Annotated in this window: 20 protein-coding genes; 9 read left to right on the top strand and 11 right to left on the bottom strand. The window is 66.8% G+C overall.

The window, feature by feature from the left end; genetic code table 11:
• The first annotated feature begins 40 nt into the window (after window positions 1-40).
• On the top strand, window positions 41-673 hold the full coding sequence (locus GZ64_RS0113675; RefSeq protein WP_029267115.1) for a DUF4166 domain-containing protein: 633 nt from the start codon (window positions 41-43) through the stop codon (window positions 671-673).
• Complete coding sequence (locus GZ64_RS0113680; protein WP_029267117.1) at window positions 670-1,638, top strand: epimerase; 969 nt, start codon at window positions 670-672, stop codon at window positions 1,636-1,638. Before GZ64_RS0113675 ends, GZ64_RS0113680 begins: the two co-directional genes overlap by 4 nt.
• Here GZ64_RS0113680 and GZ64_RS0113685 read toward each other — a convergent pair.
• The 3 genes from GZ64_RS0113685 to GZ64_RS0113695 are packed head-to-tail and all read right to left on the bottom strand — an operon-like array spanning window position 1,635 to window position 3,234.
• Entirely contained in the window at window positions 1,635-2,024 is a 390-nt protein-coding gene (locus tag GZ64_RS0113685) for a PLDc N-terminal domain-containing protein (RefSeq protein ID WP_029259580.1), read from the bottom strand. The two genes, GZ64_RS0113680 and GZ64_RS0113685, sit on opposite strands and share 4 nt — an antisense overlap.
• A gap of 38 nt (window positions 2,025-2,062) precedes the next feature.
• Window positions 2,063-2,992, bottom strand: a complete 930-nt coding sequence (locus GZ64_RS0113690) for an aldo/keto reductase (protein WP_081859765.1) — start codon at window positions 2,990-2,992, stop codon at window positions 2,063-2,065.
• 32 nt (window positions 2,993-3,024) lie between these two features.
• Window positions 3,025-3,234, bottom strand: coding sequence for a helix-turn-helix domain-containing protein (locus tag GZ64_RS0113695; protein WP_021199944.1), 210 nt, complete (start codon window positions 3,232-3,234; stop codon window positions 3,025-3,027).
• A gap of 115 nt (window positions 3,235-3,349) precedes the next feature.
• On the opposite strand from GZ64_RS0113695, the gene GZ64_RS0113700 reads away from it, so the two are divergent.
• Genes GZ64_RS0113700 through GZ64_RS0113710 form a run of 3 tightly spaced genes read left to right on the top strand, consistent with a single transcriptional unit; the run spans window position 3,350 to window position 4,770 of the window.
• Complete coding sequence (locus GZ64_RS0113700) at window positions 3,350-3,724, top strand: helix-turn-helix domain-containing protein (RefSeq protein WP_231479904.1); 375 nt, start codon at window positions 3,350-3,352, stop codon at window positions 3,722-3,724.
• 24 nt (window positions 3,725-3,748) lie between these two features.
• Window positions 3,749-4,159 (top strand): zinc metallopeptidase, encoded by a 411-nt coding sequence (locus GZ64_RS0113705; RefSeq protein WP_269320248.1) that lies wholly within the window; start codon window positions 3,749-3,751, stop codon window positions 4,157-4,159.
• Between the two features lie 8 nt (window positions 4,160-4,167).
• Window positions 4,168-4,770, top strand: coding sequence for a GNAT family N-acetyltransferase (locus GZ64_RS0113710; RefSeq protein ID WP_029267121.1), 603 nt, complete (start codon window positions 4,168-4,170; stop codon window positions 4,768-4,770).
• A gap of 56 nt (window positions 4,771-4,826) precedes the next feature.
• On the opposite strand, the gene GZ64_RS0113715 is transcribed toward GZ64_RS0113710, so the two are convergent.
• On the bottom strand, window positions 4,827-5,030 hold the full coding sequence (locus GZ64_RS0113715; protein WP_021199948.1) for a hypothetical protein: 204 nt from the start codon (window positions 5,028-5,030) through the stop codon (window positions 4,827-4,829).
• A gap of 90 nt (window positions 5,031-5,120) precedes the next feature.
• Between GZ64_RS0113715 and GZ64_RS0113720 the strand changes: the two genes are divergently transcribed.
• A complete protein-coding gene (locus GZ64_RS0113720) occupies window positions 5,121-5,732 on the top strand; it encodes a flavodoxin family protein (RefSeq protein ID WP_029259577.1) in 612 nt (203 codons plus the stop codon).
• Window positions 5,733-5,738: 6 nt separating this feature from the next.
• Here the strand turns inward: GZ64_RS0113720 and GZ64_RS0113725 are convergent, their stop codons facing one another.
• The 3 genes from GZ64_RS0113725 to GZ64_RS0113735 are packed head-to-tail and all read right to left on the bottom strand — an operon-like array spanning window position 5,739 to window position 9,066.
• On the bottom strand, window positions 5,739-6,239 hold the full coding sequence (locus GZ64_RS0113725; RefSeq protein WP_029267122.1) for a GNAT family N-acetyltransferase: 501 nt from the start codon (window positions 6,237-6,239) through the stop codon (window positions 5,739-5,741).
• A gap of 33 nt (window positions 6,240-6,272) precedes the next feature.
• Window positions 6,273-7,313, bottom strand: coding sequence for a hypothetical protein (locus tag GZ64_RS0113730; protein ID WP_029267123.1), 1,041 nt, complete (start codon window positions 7,311-7,313; stop codon window positions 6,273-6,275).
• A gap of 10 nt (window positions 7,314-7,323) precedes the next feature.
• Window positions 7,324-9,066 (bottom strand): DUF4304 domain-containing protein, encoded by a 1,743-nt coding sequence (locus tag GZ64_RS0113735; protein ID WP_029267125.1) that lies wholly within the window; start codon window positions 9,064-9,066, stop codon window positions 7,324-7,326.
• Window positions 9,067-9,193: 127 nt separating this feature from the next.
• Here GZ64_RS0113735 and GZ64_RS0113740 point away from each other — a divergent pair, with 127 nt between their 5' ends.
• A complete protein-coding gene (locus tag GZ64_RS0113740; RefSeq protein WP_029267126.1) occupies window positions 9,194-10,204 on the top strand; it encodes a hypothetical protein in 1,011 nt (336 codons plus the stop codon).
• A gap of 66 nt (window positions 10,205-10,270) precedes the next feature.
• Here GZ64_RS0113740 and nrdF read toward each other — a convergent pair whose 3' ends face one another.
• From nrdF to nrdH, 4 genes are read right to left on the bottom strand one after another with little or no spacing between them, the layout of a single operon-like run.
• The gene (gene nrdF / locus GZ64_RS0113745) at window positions 10,271-11,248 is read right to left on the bottom strand and encodes a class 1b ribonucleoside-diphosphate reductase subunit beta (RefSeq protein ID WP_017828866.1); all 978 of its coding nucleotides are present in this window, start codon (window positions 11,246-11,248) and stop codon (window positions 10,271-10,273) included.
• Between the two features lie 54 nt (window positions 11,249-11,302).
• The gene (gene nrdE, locus GZ64_RS0113750) at window positions 11,303-13,447 is read right to left on the bottom strand and encodes a class 1b ribonucleoside-diphosphate reductase subunit alpha (protein ID WP_021199955.1); all 2,145 of its coding nucleotides are present in this window, start codon (window positions 13,445-13,447) and stop codon (window positions 11,303-11,305) included.
• Window positions 13,444-13,878 (bottom strand): class Ib ribonucleoside-diphosphate reductase assembly flavoprotein NrdI, encoded by a 435-nt coding sequence (gene nrdI / locus GZ64_RS0113755; RefSeq protein ID WP_021199956.1) that lies wholly within the window; start codon window positions 13,876-13,878, stop codon window positions 13,444-13,446. Before nrdI ends, nrdE begins: the two co-directional genes overlap by 4 nt.
• A 6-nt stretch (window positions 13,879-13,884) precedes the next feature.
• Window positions 13,885-14,118, bottom strand: coding sequence for a glutaredoxin-like protein NrdH (gene nrdH / locus GZ64_RS0113760; protein ID WP_017828869.1), 234 nt, complete (start codon window positions 14,116-14,118; stop codon window positions 13,885-13,887).
• Window positions 14,119-14,554: 436 nt separating this feature from the next.
• Between nrdH and GZ64_RS0113765 the strand changes: the two genes are divergently transcribed.
• Together GZ64_RS0113765 and GZ64_RS0113770 are read left to right on the top strand one after the other, a co-directional pair.
• Window positions 14,555-15,718, top strand: a complete 1,164-nt coding sequence (locus tag GZ64_RS0113765; RefSeq protein ID WP_051668061.1) for an MFS transporter — start codon at window positions 14,555-14,557, stop codon at window positions 15,716-15,718.
• Window positions 15,715-16,635: a sugar kinase gene (locus GZ64_RS0113770; protein WP_029267133.1), complete on the top strand. Its 921-nt coding sequence runs from the start codon at window positions 15,715-15,717 to the stop codon at window positions 16,633-16,635. Before GZ64_RS0113765 ends, GZ64_RS0113770 begins: the two co-directional genes overlap by 4 nt.
• Window positions 16,636-16,652: the final 17 nt, after the last annotated feature.

Below are 16,652 nucleotides of genomic sequence, written 5' to 3' on the forward strand. Positions count from 1 at the left end.
GCGCGGATCGGGACCCCGACGACCGGGCTAGGCTCGAAACGTGACGCCCGTGCCGCAGTCTCCCTACGCCCGGGCGCTCGGCGAGCGCATCGATGAGCTGCATCCCCGGCTTCGCACGTACTTCGAGGCGATCCCCGACGGCGCCGTCGGCATCGGCGAAGGGGTGTTCGGGCGCGTCGGCACCCCGCGGCGATGGCTGTGGCCGTTGCTCCGGCTGCTCGAGCGCCGCGGGGTGGTCGCCGCAGGATGGGAGCGCGATGTGCCGTTCCGCGTGGAGAATCGGACCATCGCGTCGAGGGCCATCGGAGAGCGCACCTTCCAGTTTCGTCACGGCGCGTGGACCATGCGCGACGCGGCCGCACTCACGCGACACAGTCGCGTGGTCGACGAGCTCGGAGAGCCCGCCCTCCTCGCCGCCTGCTTCGATGTGGACGTCCACCACGGGGCCCTGCACCTCACCAGTCGCGCGGTCGGCCTGCGTCTCGGACGCCTTCGGGTGCGCCTCCCCCGTGCGGTCACCCCCGTGATCCGCCTCACCGAACGCTTCGACGACGCCCTCGACCGTCAGCGCATGTCGCTGACCGTCGACGCGCCGCTGCTGGGCCGCGTGTACGAGTATCGAGGCGACTTCACTTATCGCATCCACCATTCCGAGACGGAGCAGATGGCATGAGCGCAGGACGGGTCGTGGTCGGCGGGTCCACGGGTTTCATGGGCAGATTCCTGCTGCCGCGGTTCCGCGCCGAGGGCCGTGAAGTCGTCACGATCTCCCGTTCGGGCGCCGACATCCGCTGGGGCGACCAGGTCGAGATCGACCGCGCCGTCGATGGCGCGGCCCTCGTGGTCGGCCTGGCCGGCAAGAGCGTGAACTGTCGTTACACACCGGAGAATCGCGCGGAGATCTTCCGCTCACGCCTCGACACGACGACATCCTTGCGCACCGCGATCGCCCGCGCCTCGACGCCGCCGGCGCTCTGGGTGAACTCCTCGACCGCGACCATCTACCGTCATGCGGAAGACCGTGCCATGACCGAGTCGACCGGCGAGATCGGCACCGGGTTCTCGGTCGAGGTCGCCAAGGCCTGGGAGAAGGCCCTGTTCGCCGACGACCTCCCCTCCACGCGACGCGTCGCGCTGCGCAGCGCCATCGTCCTCGGCCACGGCGGTGTCCTCGGTCCGGTGAAAGACCTCGCCCGGCTCGGGCTCGGCGGACCCCAGTACGACGGACGATGGCCGGTCAGCGCTGCGCGTCGGGCCGCAGGCACCGGCCACTTCCCCGGCGCCCGTCGCGGCCGCCAGCGCTTCAGCTGGGTGCACATCGAAGACGTGGCCCGCATCATCGAGTTCCTCGAGCAGACGCCTTCCCTCGAAGGGCCCGTCAACGCCGCATCTCCGCACCCGGTCGACAACGTCGAATTCATGGCGACGGTGCGTCGGGTGCTGGGCGCGCGCATCGGTGTGCCGATGCCGCGGTGGATGCTGGAACTCGGAGCGATCGGCATGCGCACCGAGACCGAGCTGATCTTGAAGAGTCGGTGGGTGTTGCCGGAGAAGCTCACCACGGCCGGATTCGAGCTCCGATACCCGACCCTCGAAGAGGCGATCCGCGAGTCGTTCGACCGCGAACCCGCTGCTTAGCCGGCGTTCGCCGCCCCGGCGGGCCCCTCGCCGTCGGTGCCGCGCTTCTTCTCGATCTCCTGGCGCAATCGCCACTCCTCGATCTCACGGTCGAGGTCGGCGATCTGCTGCTCCGTCGTGCGGGTCTCCCTGGGTGGCGCCGGACGCACATCGGTCGGCGTCGCGGGTCGCTCGGCTCTCCGCATCCGCGGCATCTGGATGCCGGACTCGCCGTAGTCACGCCCGAGCCCGAACCACAGCAGGCCACCGATCAACGGCAGCAGGATCACGACGATGATCCACGCCAGCTTCGGCAGGAACTTCACCAGCGAGCTGTCCCGCGTGATGATGTCGATCAGTGCACCGATCATCAGCGCGATGACGAGGAGCGAGAACAAGAACGACATGAGTTCAGGGTAGACGACGCCGCGCCGTGCCGCTCGGGCTACGGCAGCAGATGCCCGCCGGCGCGGAACAGTTCGTACCACTCGGGCCGCGTGAGCGTGATGTCGGCTCCGGCCGCCGCGTCCTGCACCCGCTGGGGTGTGGTGGTACCGAGCACGACCTGCATACCGGCGGGGTGGCGAGTGATCCACGCGGTCGCGATGGCGATCGGCGCGACGTCGTACGCCGCTGCGAGGCGATCGATCACGGCGTTCAGTTCCGCGTACTCGGGGTTGCCGAGGAACACCCCGTGGGAGAACCCGTCCTGGAACGGCGACCAGGCCTGGATCGTGATGTCGTTGATGCGGCAGTACTCCACGATGCCACCGCCGTCGCGCACCACGCTCTGCTCCTGTCCGGCCATGTTGGCTGCGACCGGCTGCGCGATGATCGGCGCGTGCGTGATCGACAGCTGCAGCTGATTCGCGACCAGCGGCTGCCGGACCGCCGTGCGGAGGAGGTCGATCTGGCGAGGCGTGTGGTTCGAGACGCCGAACGCCCTGACCTTGCCCGCGCGCTCCAGGTCGTCGAACGCGCGCGCCACCTCGTCGGGCTCGACGAGCGCGTCGGGGCGGTGGAGCAGGAGCACGTCGAGGCGGTCCGTGCGCAGCGCCGCGAGCGAACTCTCCACCTGCGCCAGGATGTGCGCGTACGAGAAGTCGAACATCCCCTGCGAGGGCACGATGCCGCACTTCGTCTGCAGCACGATCTCGTCACGCTCGGACGGGGTGAGCTGCAACGCGTCGGCGAACCGCGCCTCGCAATGGTGCATGCTGCCGCCGTAGATGTCGGCGTGGTCGAAGAAGTCGATGCCCGCCGTCCGCGCGGTGCCGTACAGCGTGCGGATGTGAGCGTCGTCCTTGTCGTCGATGCGCATCATGCCGGCGATCACGGCGGGGGCGGTGGCTGATCCGAACGGCACTGTCTTCATGCGCATCACGCTACCGCCCCGCACCGACGTCGTCAGGAATCTTCGGTCGCGGCGCCGGGAATCAGTGCCGTGACCGGAACGCCGAGGACTCCGGCGATGCGCGCGAGGTCGACCACCGTGAAGTCCTCCATGCCGTCGAGCAGATTCCCCAGGGCATCGGGGTCGATGCCCGAGCGCGCGGAGAGCTCGGAGAAGGACACTCCGGCGTGGAACCGGGCCCCGTCGACTTCGGATGCCAGCAAATGACGCAATTCTGTCCCCATACGCCTACACTACCGCCACGAGCGAACCCGCATGGCGGTCGAATGGACCAGAATGGCAGCATTTTGGCGTCGTCTCGCTGCTATGGTGAGCCGGGTGAAGACACCTGCCGAGGATTTCAACGACGCTGTCGGGCGCCAGATGCGTGCCGAGATCGCCGCGTCGCGCAGCAGCATCGCCGCCATGGCGCGCACCATCGGGATCGCGCGCAGCGCACTGGACAACTACGTGACGGGCAAGCGTGCGATCCCGGTCCCCGTCGTCTACGCGGTGTGCGCCGATCTCGGTGTCGAACCCCACGTGCTGCTGGCACGCGCGGAAGAACGTCTCCGCGCCGACGGAGAGGCCGTCGCGCGCATCACGCCGATCCGACGCGCGCCCGATGTCGCCGGCCCGCGCGAAGATACCCGAGAGGTCGCCTTCGAATCCGGTGTCCGCCACGACGCCGACACCGACGACCTCTACGAATAGGCCGGGCACCGCTCCCGGCGCGAGATCGGCACGGGAGGAGTGACCATGCACCACCTTCTCCGGCTCGCCGATGAACAGCGGGTTCGCGTCGTCGAGCGGACCGGTCGAACGCGCGGGGGCTACGACCCCGCGACTCGCACGATCCGCCTCAGCCCCGGCATGAGCGTCCGCACCACTCGCAGCGTGCTCGCGCACGAGCTCGGACACGCCGCTCTCGGCCACGTTCCCGCCCCGGCCCCCGCCATCCGCGCCCAGCAGGAGCGCCAGGCGGATGAATGGGCGGCGTCGCAGCTCATCACGCCGCGCGCCTACGCGGAAGCAGAAGCGGTTCGAGGTCCGCATCTCGCGAGCTTGGCCTTCGAGCTGGAGGTCACGATCGAGCTCGTCACGGCCTACCAGCGGCTGCTGCGTCAGACGATCCTCGTCGCTGGTTGAATATCGTCATGCCCTTCCTCGTCACGCCCTCCCCTGTCACCCTGACCGGCGAACTCGTCGAACTCCGTCCCCTCGAACGCGCCCACGTCGATGGACTGATCGAGGCCGTGGAGGAGGGCGACCTGTGGAAGACGGCCTGGTACACCTCGGTACCCGCACCCGATGGTGTCGCCGCGGAGGTCGAGCGCCGGCTCGGGCTCGTCGAGAAGGGCGAGATGGTCCCTTACACGACGTTCGACGCCACTGGTCGCATCCTGGGACTCACGTCGTACTACGACATCGTCGCCGACGTTCCCCGGCTGCACATCGGCTTCACGTGGAACCGACCGTCGGCACACGGCACGGGCACGAATGCCGAGTCCAAGCTGCTGCTGCTCCGGCACGCGTTCGAGACGCTGGGAGTCTTCCGCGTGGGCCTGACCACGCAATGGGTGAACTTCCAGTCGCGCACGGCGATCGAGCGGCTCGGCGCCAAGCAGGACGGCATCATGCGGGCCATGAGCCGCTACCGCAACGGCGCGTTGCGCGACAGCGTGGAGTATTCCATCATCGAGCCGGAGTGGCCCGCTGTCAGGGCGAACCTCGAAGCGAGGCTCGCCAGACGACGGTGAACCGTCGACCGTCGGCGGTCAGCCGCCACGCCTGACGACCCGCGGACCGCGGGGAGTCACTCGGTGGCGTTGCCCGACCAGTTGTTCGACCGGCGGGTGGCCGAGCCGCCCTGGCGGAAGAGGAAGGCCATGGCCAGGGTCACCAGCAGGAGCCCACCGCAGAAGGCGAGAGCCTGGAACGCCGGCAGCCCGAACGAGATGCCCATCAGCAGGATCCCTCCGATGAAGAGGATCATGAAGAAGAGGAAGCTGAGGATCACGGGATCTCCTGTCGTCGGTGCCGTCTACCAGGATAGCCCGGACTCGGAAACCCCCTGTGCATGTTCTTCCTCGTCTGGTCTGCTCGGAGCATGAAGACACCACTGACCGCCGTCGCCATCTCCTGCACACTCAAGCCGTCGCCCGCGCCCTCCAGCTCCGATCTCCTCGCGACGCAGCTGCTCGACGGCCTCGCCGACCACGGCGTCACCGGTGACGTGGTCCGCGCCGTCGACCTCTCCCTCAGCCCCGGTGTCGAGAAGGACATGGGTGGCGACGACGAATGGCCCCAGATCCGTCGGCGAGTGCTGGACGCCGACATCCTCGTCCTCGTCACCCCCACGTGGATGGGGCAGCATTCGAGCGTCGCACAGCGCGTGCTCGAACGCCTCGATGCGGAGCTCGGCGAGACGGACGCCCGCGGCCGCCCCACCCTGTTCGACAAGGTGGCCATCGCGGGCGTCGTCGGGAATGAAGACGGCGCGCACCACATCGCGGCGATCCTCTTCCAGTCACTGAACGACGTGGGATACACGGTCGCCGCACAGGGCTCGGTCTATTGGAACGGCGAGGCGATGCACACCGTCGACTACAAGGATCTCGATGAGACACCCGAGAAGGTCGCGTCGGCCATCGGGACGGCGACGAGGAACGCCGCACACCTGGCCCGACTGCTCAAGGCCCAGGAGTATCCCGCGGAGTGATCTCGGTCACTCCGTGAGGTCGAGTGCCCATTCGTTCACGGTCAGCTCGGCACCGCGGAACTCCTCCGTGAAGCTCCCCGCCAGGGTGAATCCGTTGCGTCGACACACCCCGTTCGATGCCGGGTTCTCGACCCCGGGAAATGCGGTCAGGAAACGTCGGCCCTCGCGATGCGCACGGGCTTCGTCGATGAGGAGAGCAAGGGCGGCGGACGCCACACCGTGCCCCTGCGCCTCAGGCCGAACGAACCATCCCGTCTCGAGCGCAGGCTCTTCCCGCCAGACGACGTGCCAATGGCCGATCGATCCGAGAGAGCGTCCCTCACCGTCTTCGATGACGAACATCCGCGCCTCACCGGAGGCGACCAGACGCAGGTAGCGGGCGTGCCGTTCCACGATCTCGTCTTCGGTCTCCGGGCCGTTGAGATGCGCGGTCATCTCCGGGGTGTTGGCCGCGCGCAGCAGCTCGAGGTCGTTCTCGGACCAGATCCGGAGGCGGAGATTCTCCATGCTCGGATCCTGGCACGGGTCACGGACATGCGCTCAGTGCGCCGGTGCGCGCGACGACGGCTCCGACGGCGCGCGGAACGTGATGACCTCGCCCCGGCGGGCCTTCTCGACGGTGAGTCCTGCCAGCTCGAGTCGTCGATACACCCGTCGCGGCAGGGCGGGGAGTTCGGCGGAGAAGCCTCGCGGCGGTGTGGCGAGCCCGGCGAACAACGACAGATCGGCACCGGAGCCGCGCACCTCGATGCGCGCGTAATCGCTGCGGCACCGCCAGCGCAGGAACTCGAGGTTCCGGAACGGGATCGTGTGGAGTTCATCGTCCACCTGCACACGTAGCTCGTCGTTCCCGAAGGCGACCGTGCACTGCGCAGTGCGTCGGCGCAGGATCGCGGTGAACACGAGGTACACCGGAAGTCCGACCACGATTCCCATGAGGACGATCGCGATCCGAGGCCCCATCCGCATCACGATGTCGTCGAGTGCGATCAGGAGTGCGACACCGAACAGTCCGGCGACCACGACGATCGCCACGATCGCCTGGGTGAGCGCACGCATCCGGAGCTCGATGGCGGGGAATCGCACGATCGACCCGTCGCCACTCTCCTCCCGTTCCCAGTCCGGTGTCACCGGCGGCGGCTTCTTCTTCGTGTCACGGCGCGCGAAGAAGTCGGTGACACGGCCGATGAGTGCGAGCCAGATCCACCCGGTGGCCGGTATCGCTGCAAGCTGCAGGACCACGGCGATCCCGCGCACCGCCTCGGGGAACGGATCGAGCAGGTCTCCCCCGAACTCCACCACGAACGCGACGAGCGCACCGAGGACGACGGCGACGCCGAGATGCAGCACCGCCCCGTTGCGCGCCGGCACGATTCCCTGCGTCGCATTCACGAACGCGAAGCCGAAGCACCAGCCGCCGACCAGCATGAGCAGGAACGGTAAGAAGCTCAGGTCATCGCCCAGCAGCGTGAATGCGATGGCCGCGAGAAGCAGCACGGCGCCCACGACGAGGGGATTGCGCACGAGCGTGCGTGTCACCTTCACACGCACGCGCGCTTCGGCGGCGGTCTCCTCGGGCATCGAGATGATGCTACGACGCAGGGAGGGCGGCGACGCGCGTCCGCCAGTAGTCGATCTCGGATTTCGTGGCATGGTGACTGAGGGGATCGACCTGCCGGTCGGCCGCGCCGAGCCAGCTCTCCGCTGCGGCACGGTCCCCGTCGATGCAGGCGAGCGCTCCGAGCAGAACACCCGATTGCGCGGGCCTCCTGCGCAAGGACACGGAGTAGTCCGTGTCGCGGAACCTCGGATCCCCGCGGTCGACGACCGGCGGCAGACCCACCCCGTGCAGCAGCAGCTCGAAGAGCGCGGTGCGGTCGCCGCAGCGCTGGAGGAACGGGATGATCTCCGTGCGCACGCGCTCGGCGAGCAGGTCGAGCACGTCGTCGTCAGCGAACCATCCGGTGTCGGACACGAGCAGGTCGAGCTCGAAGGGCTTCACCCGCTTCGGGTCCCGCTGCGTCGCCGGGCCGCCTTCGGGATGCAGCCCTTCGAACAGCACCCCGTACTGCACGCTCATGTACAGGTCGCTGGAGTAGAAATCGACGACCTCCACGCGTGCATCCACCCACCGGCGCCAGGTGCGGCCCGATTTACGGAAGCCCAGCTCGCGCATAGTGCCGTTCACGTGCTCTTCCAGCATGCGGTCGACCTCTCCGCGCAGGAGCTTCGGGATGGGACTCGCCTTCGCCCGCACGGCGGCGGCCTTCTCCTTCTTGAGCTCGGCGTCGCGCTTCCCCGCGCGCGCAACGGCCTCCGGCCCCAGTGCGGCACCGATCCGCTTCAGAAGGTCGCGGCGGGAGATGTCGTCGAGAAGGGCCTCCAGTTCGGCCAGGTCGCCGTCGGCGGAGCGCTGCGCGAGCGTGTCGACGGCAGCGCTGGCCACACGGAGCGCCAGAGACTCCGTGGAAGGAGGGCGGGTCTCGGCGCCCTGCCGCACCAGGGCACCCAGCACCGCTGCGGGCACCTCGGTCACGTCCATCGAGCTTGCGGCGATGACGGCGGCCCGCACCAGGTCTTCGTTAGAGGGCGCGTAGAGATGACCGTCTTCGGCGACTTCCGTCTCCCGTGCCGCACGAACCCATTCCCCGACGAGAGCGCGAGCAGCGTCGGGACGCAGCACCTCCTGCAGCTGTCGCTGCCAGGTCTGGGACGGGGTCTTGTGACCGAGCACCGCGAGGTGGCGGATCAGGGGCTCGACATCGTCGACCGGGTGCGCGCGGGCCAGCTGCCGGGCTCGCTCCGCCCACTCGTCACCGTCGTGGACGGCCGTCAGGTCGAGGACTCCGGGTGGGAGGAAAGAGGCCAGCAGCCGGTTGGCCGTCTTGAGGTCTTTGTCGACGTTCCAACGGGTCGCGATCCGCCCGTGCATCAGGCCGGCAAGGTGGATCGCGCAGGCGTCGAGTGCCTCGTACAAGGCGGTATCGACGTAACCGTCAGCCATCGCCTTCTCCGCGCCCCGCAGAGCCGGTCCGCAGATGTAATTCATGCAATCGACCTTCAATGCGGCCTGCAGCGCGAACACGGCCGTGTCGGAGTCCCAGGGCAGGGTCTTCCGCGGCAGGAAGCGCACGATGTCGTCTTCAGCGGACCGGAATCGCCAGCCGTTCACACGTCTGGGGCTCACGTCCATGACGAGCAGCAGCGCCACGAGCTGACCACGTGGTGACAGCGTCGCGACGTCGACCCGCTCGGGCCAGTCGTTCATGCCGACACCGATGCGGTCGAGGGTCGCCTCCATCTCGTGGAGGAGCATCTCGCGCGTCAGGGGCATGGCTCTGCAAGGCGGCTTCTGTGCGTGCGCATTCCCGAATTCTATGGGTGGCCCATGACAGACGCCGATCACCTCAGGAGCCGCAGTTGCCGATGCGGTCGTCTCGAGGCGGGTGTAGGTTGCGGAGATGGAGCCGATCCGAGTGGGTCTCGTGGCTGACCCGGCTTCGCCCACGGCCGTCGCGCGTCGGATGACCGACCTCACACCCCCGGTCTCGTCTGAGGCCGGGGGCTGGATCGTCGAACTCGTGAGCGAGCCGTTCACCGTCGGTTCTGAAGACGTGGACACCGCCCTCGAACGCCTTCGCGCGCACGCCGAGCAGAACCGGTGGGACCTCGTCGTCGGCGTCACCGAGCTTCCTCTTCGTGATGACGACGGCCGTTACCTGCTGGCGGCGATCGATCCGCGACGCCAGTCCGCGGTGCTGTCACTGCCCGCTCTGGGCGGCTACCGCGTGCAGGCCCGCGCCCGCCACGCGGTGCGAGGACTCGTCAGCGGCATGGCGGAACCCGCCTCGCCCCGGGAACAGCGTCTGCCGCTTCCCCGCATCAGCGCCCGGGGACGCGTACTTCTGGGCATGGTGTTGGCGAACCGTCCGTGGCTGCTCGCCGCTGGGCTCAAGTCCGCCCTGGTGGCGGCCCTGGCTACCGGGGCGGTGGCGACCATCGAGCCCACGGTGTGGTCGCTCGCCATCTCGCTGTCCGGCTGGCGACTGACTGCGGCGACGCTGGCCTCCATCACGATCATCATCGCCTGGATCGTGATCGACGGCAGGCTCTGGGACCGCCCCGACAACGACTCGCCACAGGCGCGAGAGAGATCCCGTCTCTACAACACTTCGACGCTGCTGACTCTGACCATCGGCATCATCATCTGCTATCTGGCGTTGTACGTCGTGAACCTGGCCTGGGCGCTGTTCGTCCTCGACACGACGGTGATGAGCGATGCCCTCGGCCGTGCCGTCGGCGTCGAGGATCTGTTCGTGCTCACCTGGTTCGTCGCGTCGGCCGCGACACTCGGCGGAGCTTTGGGGACGGGGTTGGAATCCGACGATGCGATCCGCGCCGCCACGTACTCGAAGCGCGAGGAGGAGCGACGAGCCCGCTTGGCCCACGAGAAGAGCCGCGGAATCGAGTGATTCCGCGGCTCTTCCACCCGGTAGACCTTCGCTGGTGCACGAAGTTCAGAGAGTCTCCAAGACTTCTCAGAAGTCCCAGTCGTCGTCTTCGGTGGCCTCGGCCTTGCCGATGACGTACGACGAGCCCGACCCCGAGAAGAAGTCGTGGTTCTCGTCGGCGTTCGGCGAGAGTGCCGACAGGATCGCCGGGTTCACGTTCGTGACGCTGGAGGGGAACATCGCCTCGTAGCCCAGGTTCATGAGGGCCTTGTTGGCGTTGTAGTGCAGGAACTTCTTCACGTCTTCGGTCAGACCGACACCGTCGTAGAGGTCCTGCGTGTACTGCACCTCGTTGTCGTAGAGCTCGTACATGAGCGAGAACGTGTAGTCCTTGAGCTCATCGCGGCGCTCCTGGGTCTCGTTCTCGAGGCCCTTCTGGAACTTGTAGCCGATGTAGTACCCGTGCACGGCCTCGTCGCGGATGATGAGGCGGATCAGGTCGGCCGTGTTCGTCAGCTTCGCCTTCGAGGACCAATAGATCGGCAGGTAGAAGCCCGAGTAGAAGAGGAACGACTCCAGAAGGGTGGAGGCCACCTTGCGCTTGAGCGGGTCGTCGCCCTGGTAGTAGTCCATGATGATCTGAGCCTTCTTCTGAAGGTTCGGGTTCTCGGTGGACCAGCGGAACGCCTCGTCGATCTCCTTCGTCGACGCGAGGGTCGAGAAGATCGAGGAGTAGCTCTTCGCGTGCACCGACTCCATGAACGCGATGTTCGTGTACACGGCCTCTTCGTGAGGGGTGATCGCGTCGGGGATCAGCGACACCGCGCCCACGGTGCCCTGGATCGTGTCGAGCAACGTGAGACCGGTGAACACCCGCATGGTGAGCAGCTGCTCGTCGGGGGTGAGCGTGTTCCACGACTGCACGTCGTTCGACAGCGGCACCTTCTCGGGCAGCCAGAAGTTGTTCACCAGACGGTTCCAGACCTCGAGGTCCTTGTCGTCCTGGATGCGGTTCCAGTTGATCGCCTGCACGCTGGAGACCAGCTTGAGTCTTTCAGGAGTCATTTCTTCGTCGTTTCTCGGGTTTCAGCCGCGTTCTCGGGTCGACAGGTTGTCAGGTCAGAGCATGCACGAGACGCACTCGGCCATGTCGGTGCCCTCGAGCGCCAGCTGACGCAGACGGATGTAGTAGATCGTCTTGATGCCCTTGCGCCATGCGTAGATCTGCGCCTTGTTGATGTCACGCGTGGTGGCGGTGTCCTTGAAGAACAGGGTCAGAGACAGACCCTGGTCGACGTGCTGCGTGGCGGCCGCATAGGTGTCGATGACCTTCTCGTAGCCGATCTCGTACGCGTCCTGGTAGTACTCCAGGTTGTCGTTCGTCATGAACGCCGCCGGGTAGTAGACGCGACCGAGCTTGCCTTCCTTGCGGATCTCGATCTTCGACGCGATCGGGTGGATCGACGACGTGGAGTTGTTGATGTACGAGATCGACCCGGTCGGCGGGACGGCCTGCAGGTTCTGGTTGTAGATGCCGTGCTTCTGGATCGACGCCTTCAGCTCGGCCCAGTCGTCCTGGGTCGGGATGTGCTTGCCGGCGAAGAGCTCCTTGACCTTCTCGGTCGCGGGAACCCACGCCTGGTCGATGTACTTGTCGAAGAACTCCCCCGACGCATACTTCGAGTCCTCGAACCCGTCGAACGTCGTGCCCCGCTCGATCGCGAGGTTGTTGGACGCCCGCAGGGCGTGGAACAGCACCGTGTAGAAGTAGATGTTCGTGAAGTCGATGCCCTCTTCGGAGCCGTAGTACACATGCTCGCGGGCAAGGTATCCGTGCAGGTTCATCTGGCCGAGGCCGATCGCGTGCGAGCGGTCGTTGCCGTCCTCGATCGACCGCACCGAGCCGATGTGGCTCTGGTCGCTCACCGCGGTGAGGGCGCGGATCGCCGTCTCGACGGTCTGCCCCAGGTCGTCGGCATCCATCGACAGCGCGATGTTCATCGAGCCGAGGTTGCAGGAGATGTCCTTGCCGATGTTGTCGTACGACAGGTCGTCGTTGTACGTGGTCGGCGTGTTCACCTGCAGGATCTCGCTGCAGAGGTTGGACATGTTGATCCGACCCTTGATCGGGTTGGCCTTGTTCACCGTGTCTTCGAACATGACGTACGGGTAGCCGGACTCGAACTGGATCTCGGCGACGGTCTGGAAGAACTCGCGCGCGTTGATCTTGGTCTTCTTGATGCGCGGGTCGTCGACCATCTCGCGGTACTTCTCGGTGACCGAGATGTCGCCGAACGGAACGCCGTAGACCTTCTCGACGTCGTACGGCGAGAACAGGTACATGTCCTCGTCGTTCTTGGCGAGTTCGAACGTGATGTCCGGAACCACGACGCCCAGCGACAGCGTCTTGATGCGGATCTTCTCATCGGCGTTCTCGCGCTTGGTGTCGAGGAAGCGCATGATGTCGGGGTGGTGGGCGTTGAGGTACACCGCACCGGCGCCCTGACGCGCACCGAGCTGGTTGGCGTAGCTGAAGCTGTCTTCGAGGAGCTTCATCACGGGGATGATGCCGGAGGACTGGTTCTCGATCTGCTTGATCGGCGCACCCGACTCGCGGATGTTCGACAGCAGCAGGGCGACGCCGCCGCCGCGCTTGGAGAGCTGCAGAGCCGAGTTGATGCCGCGGGCGATCGACTCCATGTTGTCTTCGATGCGCAGCAGGAAGCAGCTGACGAGTTCGCCGCGCTGCGCCTTGCCGGCGTTGAGGAATGTCGGGGTGGCCGGCTGGAAGCGACCGGAGATGATCTCTTCGACGAGCGCGACCGCGAGCTTCTCATCGCCGTCGGCGAGGCCGAGGGCGGTCATCACGACGCGGTCCTCGAAGCGCTCGAGGTAGCGCTTGCCGTCGAACGTCTTCAGCGTGTAGCTCGTGTAGTACTTGAACGCGCCGAGGAACGTCTCGAAACGGAACTTCTTGCCGTAGGCGAGGTCGTTGAGCTTCTGGATGAACTCCATCGAGTACTTCTCGATGACGGCGCCTTCGTAGTACTCCTTCTCCACGAGGTAGTCCAGACGCTCCTTGAGCGAGTGGAAGAACACCGTGTTCTGGTTCACGTGCTGCAGGAAGTACTCCCGCGCGGCGCGCTTGTCGGCGTCGAACTGGATCTTCCCGTTCGCGTCGTACAGGTTGAGCATCGCGTTGAGGGCGTGATAGTCGAGACCCTCGTAAGAGGGGTTCGCCTTGAATGCCACTGTCTCGGTCACTGAAGCTGCCACCGTCGTTCCAATCCGTCGCTCACGCGATCCACATCGTCTTGTGTGCCGAAGATCTCGAGCCGATACAAGTGAGGCACGTTGCACTTGCGGCTGATGATGTCACCGGCGAGGCAGAAGGCGTCGCCGAAGTTGGTGTTGCCCGCGGAGATCACGCCGCGGATGTGGCGCCGGTTGCGCTCATCGTTGAGGAACCGGATCACCTGTTTCGGAACTGCGCCTTTCTCGACGCCGCGTCCCGCTCCCCCGCCGTAGGTGGGGGTGACCAGCACGAAGGGCTCGTCGATGACGAGGTCTTCTTCGTGTCGGTGGAGGGGGATGCGTCGGGACGGGAGTCCGAGCTTCTCGATGAACCGCGCGGTGTTACCCGAGACGCTCGAGAAGTAGATCAGGAGCGGCGCTGCGGTCGCGACGGCGCTCATGCGGCGTCACGCCAGACGGGAGGCGAGTTCGTCGATCTTGTCGGGACGGAAACCCGACCAGTGACCCTCGTCGGTGACGACGACGGGTGCCTGCATGTAGCCGAGCGCCTTGACCTGCTCGAGTGCCGTCGGGTCTTCCGACAGGTCGAGGATCTCGTACTCGATGCCCTTGGCATCGAGGGCACGGTAGGTGGCGTTGCACTGAACGCAGGAAGGCTTTGTGTAGACCGTGATCGACATCTTTTTCGTAACCCCTCAAATCTCTGGCCTGCTTCTCATCAGGCTGTTTCCCGGTAGACCCCCTGCCGGGACTTCAATACTACATATGGGGACCGACATTGGGGGCGACCACAAGGGGTAGTAGTTACATCCGTGTAGTTATCCACCGTTCTCTACAGATACAACACAGGTTCTCCACCGTTTCTTCCACAGGCTGAGCCCTCGTCCGGAGGCACTCGAACCGCGTGAAATCGCGGCTGGGAAGCCGCTGTGAGCGATCCATCCACAGGGGGGACGATACGACGCCCCGCGGACATTCGGATTCCTGTGGAAATCGTCCTTCGGCGTGTCGCGGGCGTGTCGCGGATCGACCTCTTCCGCGGCCGACCCCGCGGCCCGGTACCGTGGTCTGGTGGCGGGATATCGGGATCTTCTTCGCACGCCGGGAGTGGCGCGCATGATCGCTGCTCAGCTGACCGCGCGCTTCCCCAATGGAATGATGTCGCTGGCGATCCTGCTGCACGTCGAGCAGCAGACCGGGTCGTACGGATCGGCAGGCCTGGTCCTCGCCGCGACCAGTGTGGGCCAGGCGATCGCCGGTCCCATCACCAGCCGCTGGATGGGCGTCTGGGGCATGCGACGCGTGCTCACGCTCACACTGTCGGTGTGCGTCGTGGCGGTGCTGTGCCTCGCACTGCTGCCGCTCGAGGTACCGGGCTACATGGCTCTCGGCATGGTCGCCGGACTCTCCACCCCGCCCGTCCAGGCCGCGGTGCGCACCATCTACCCGAAGCTCGTCAACTCCTCGAACCTCACGCCGCTGTTCTCCCTCGACGCCTCGCTGCAGGAGATCATCTGGGTGCTGGCCCCCGTCGTGATCACGCTCGTCTCGACCCAGATCGGCACGCCGGAGGGCCTGCTGCTGGTGGCGATCATCCTCGTCGGCGGCGGCGCCTGGTTCATCCTCTCCCCCGAGGTCGGACGGGTCCGCATCCCCCGGAGCCGCAACGCTCTGGGCAAGGTCGTACTCAAGCCGCCTGTACTGCTGGCGACCGTGATCGGTTTCCTCCTGATCGGAGCCTGTGCGGCTGTGGAGGTGGGAGTCGTCGCGACGTTCGAGCACGGAAGCCTCGCGGCCGGTCTCGTGCTCGCCGTATTCTCGGCGGGAAGCCTCGCCGGCGGTCTGGCCTTCGGTCACATCCCCATCGGGCCATGGGCCATGGCGCGCCGTCTGCTGATCGTCACGATCGGCCTCGGCCTGACGATGGTCATGCTCAACGTGTTCTGGCTCGGCGGCACCCTGATCCTCGCCGGCATCGGCATCGCTCCGGCTCTCGCCGTGCTCTTCGCGATCACCTCGGCCAGCGTGAAGTTCAGCGAGACCGCTGAGGCCTTCGGCTGGGCCGGCACCGGCCAGCTCATCGGCGCCGCCGCCGGATCCGCGGTCGCCGGCTTCCTCGTCGATGTCGGCGACTGGCGCGGCGCCTACCTCGCCGCCACGATCTTCGCCGCGGTGGGACTGCTCGTGGCCGTCGTCTTCGTCCGTTCCTTCCCCGATCTGCGTCACCGCGACGCGAGTCCGCATCCCGACACCGAACCCTTGGCGGTCACCCCCTCATGAGCTCCCCCATCTCTTCGACCTCTGCCCCCGAGATCGTCTGCATCGGCGAGACGATGGCGCTGATCACTCCGACGGATGCCCCGCTCGCCGACGCCGCGCAGGCGTCGATCGGCCTGGCCGGCGCCGAGTCCAACGTGGCCGCCGGCGTCGCCTCCTCCGGACACCGCGTCGCCTGGGCGTCGCGCCTGGGCGACGACCCGCTCGGCGACAGGGTCGCCTCAGAGCTCGAGCGGCGGGGTGTGGAGTTGTGGGTCGAGCGCGACGATGCCGCACCCACCGGAGTGATGTTCAAGGACCCGGGCGCCGAATCCTCCTCCGTCTACTACTACCGTCGGGGATCCGCTGCCTCCCGCATGGAGCCGGGGTTCCTGACCGCGCGGCGTCTCGACGGGGTGCGGATCGTGCACACCACCGGGATCACCCCCGCGCTGTCCGCGTCGTGCCGCGAGACGGTCGACCAGCTCTTCTCCGACGCCCGCACCGCGGGAGCCCTCGTGTCGTTCGACGTGAACGACCGGCGTCCGCTGTGGAGCAGGGAGGAGGCCGCAGAGACGCTCGCCCGCCTGGCCGACACCGCGGACATCTCCTTCGTCGGCCGAGACGAGGCTGAACGCATCTGGGGTACCGCGACACCCGCCGAGATCCGCGCCTTCCTCCCGAACTGCGCGCTGCTGGTCGTCAAGGACGGCGATGTCGGCGCCACCGCCTTCCATGGCGACGACGAGCCGATCTTCGTGCCCGCTCCCGTGGTCGACGTCGTCGAGCCGGTCGGCGCGGGAGATGCGTTCGCATCCGGCTTCCTGGCGGCGACCCTCGACGGAGCCGACCTCGCCGCGCGCCTCTCCGCCGGCCACGCGGCCGCGGAGCGCGTGCTGACGATCGCCGCCGACCTCCCACCGCTGGTGCCGCTCGCCTGACGCGGCTCGGGTGATCC

The organism is Microbacterium sp. Cr-K32, assembly GCF_000708345.1.
Classification (GTDB): Bacteria; Actinomycetota; Actinomycetes; order Actinomycetales; family Microbacteriaceae; genus Microbacterium; species Microbacterium maritypicum_A.

Bases quoted from the DNA above. Each gene is read 5' to 3' on its own strand.
- GZ64_RS0113710 (WP_029267121.1), top strand. From the start codon at position 4,168: ATGCCCTTCCTCGTCACGCCCTCCCCTGTCACCCTGACCGGCGAACTC.
- GZ64_RS0113730 (WP_029267123.1), bottom strand. From the start codon at position 7,313: ATGCCCGAGGAGACCGCCGCCGAAGCGCGCGTGCGTGTGAAGGTGACA.
- GZ64_RS0113765 (WP_051668061.1), top strand. From the start codon at position 14,555: ATGATCGCTGCTCAGCTGACCGCGCGCTTCCCCAATGGAATGATGTCG.
- GZ64_RS0113770 (WP_029267133.1), top strand. From the start codon at position 15,715: ATGAGCTCCCCCATCTCTTCGACCTCTGCCCCCGAGATCGTCTGCATC.
- nrdF (WP_017828866.1), bottom strand. From the start codon at position 11,248: ATGACTCCTGAAAGACTCAAGCTGGTCTCCAGCGTGCAGGCGATCAAC.
- GZ64_RS0113680 (WP_029267117.1), top strand. From the start codon at position 670: ATGAGCGCAGGACGGGTCGTGGTCGGCGGGTCCACGGGTTTCATGGGC.
- GZ64_RS0113735 (WP_029267125.1), bottom strand. From the start codon at position 9,066: ATGCCCCTGACGCGCGAGATGCTCCTCCACGAGATGGAGGCGACCCTC.
- GZ64_RS0113690 (WP_081859765.1), bottom strand. From the start codon at position 2,992: ATGAAGACAGTGCCGTTCGGATCAGCCACCGCCCCCGCCGTGATCGCC.
- nrdH (WP_017828869.1), bottom strand. From the start codon at position 14,118: ATGTCGATCACGGTCTACACAAAGCCTTCCTGCGTTCAGTGCAACGCC.
- GZ64_RS0113740 (WP_029267126.1), top strand. From the start codon at position 9,194: ATGGAGCCGATCCGAGTGGGTCTCGTGGCTGACCCGGCTTCGCCCACG.
- GZ64_RS0113720 (WP_029259577.1), top strand. From the start codon at position 5,121: ATGAAGACACCACTGACCGCCGTCGCCATCTCCTGCACACTCAAGCCG.
- nrdI (WP_021199956.1), bottom strand. From the start codon at position 13,878: ATGAGCGCCGTCGCGACCGCAGCGCCGCTCCTGATCTACTTCTCGAGC.
- GZ64_RS0113725 (WP_029267122.1), bottom strand. From the start codon at position 6,239: ATGGAGAATCTCCGCCTCCGGATCTGGTCCGAGAACGACCTCGAGCTG.
- GZ64_RS0113685 (WP_029259580.1), bottom strand. From the start codon at position 2,024: ATGTCGTTCTTGTTCTCGCTCCTCGTCATCGCGCTGATGATCGGTGCA.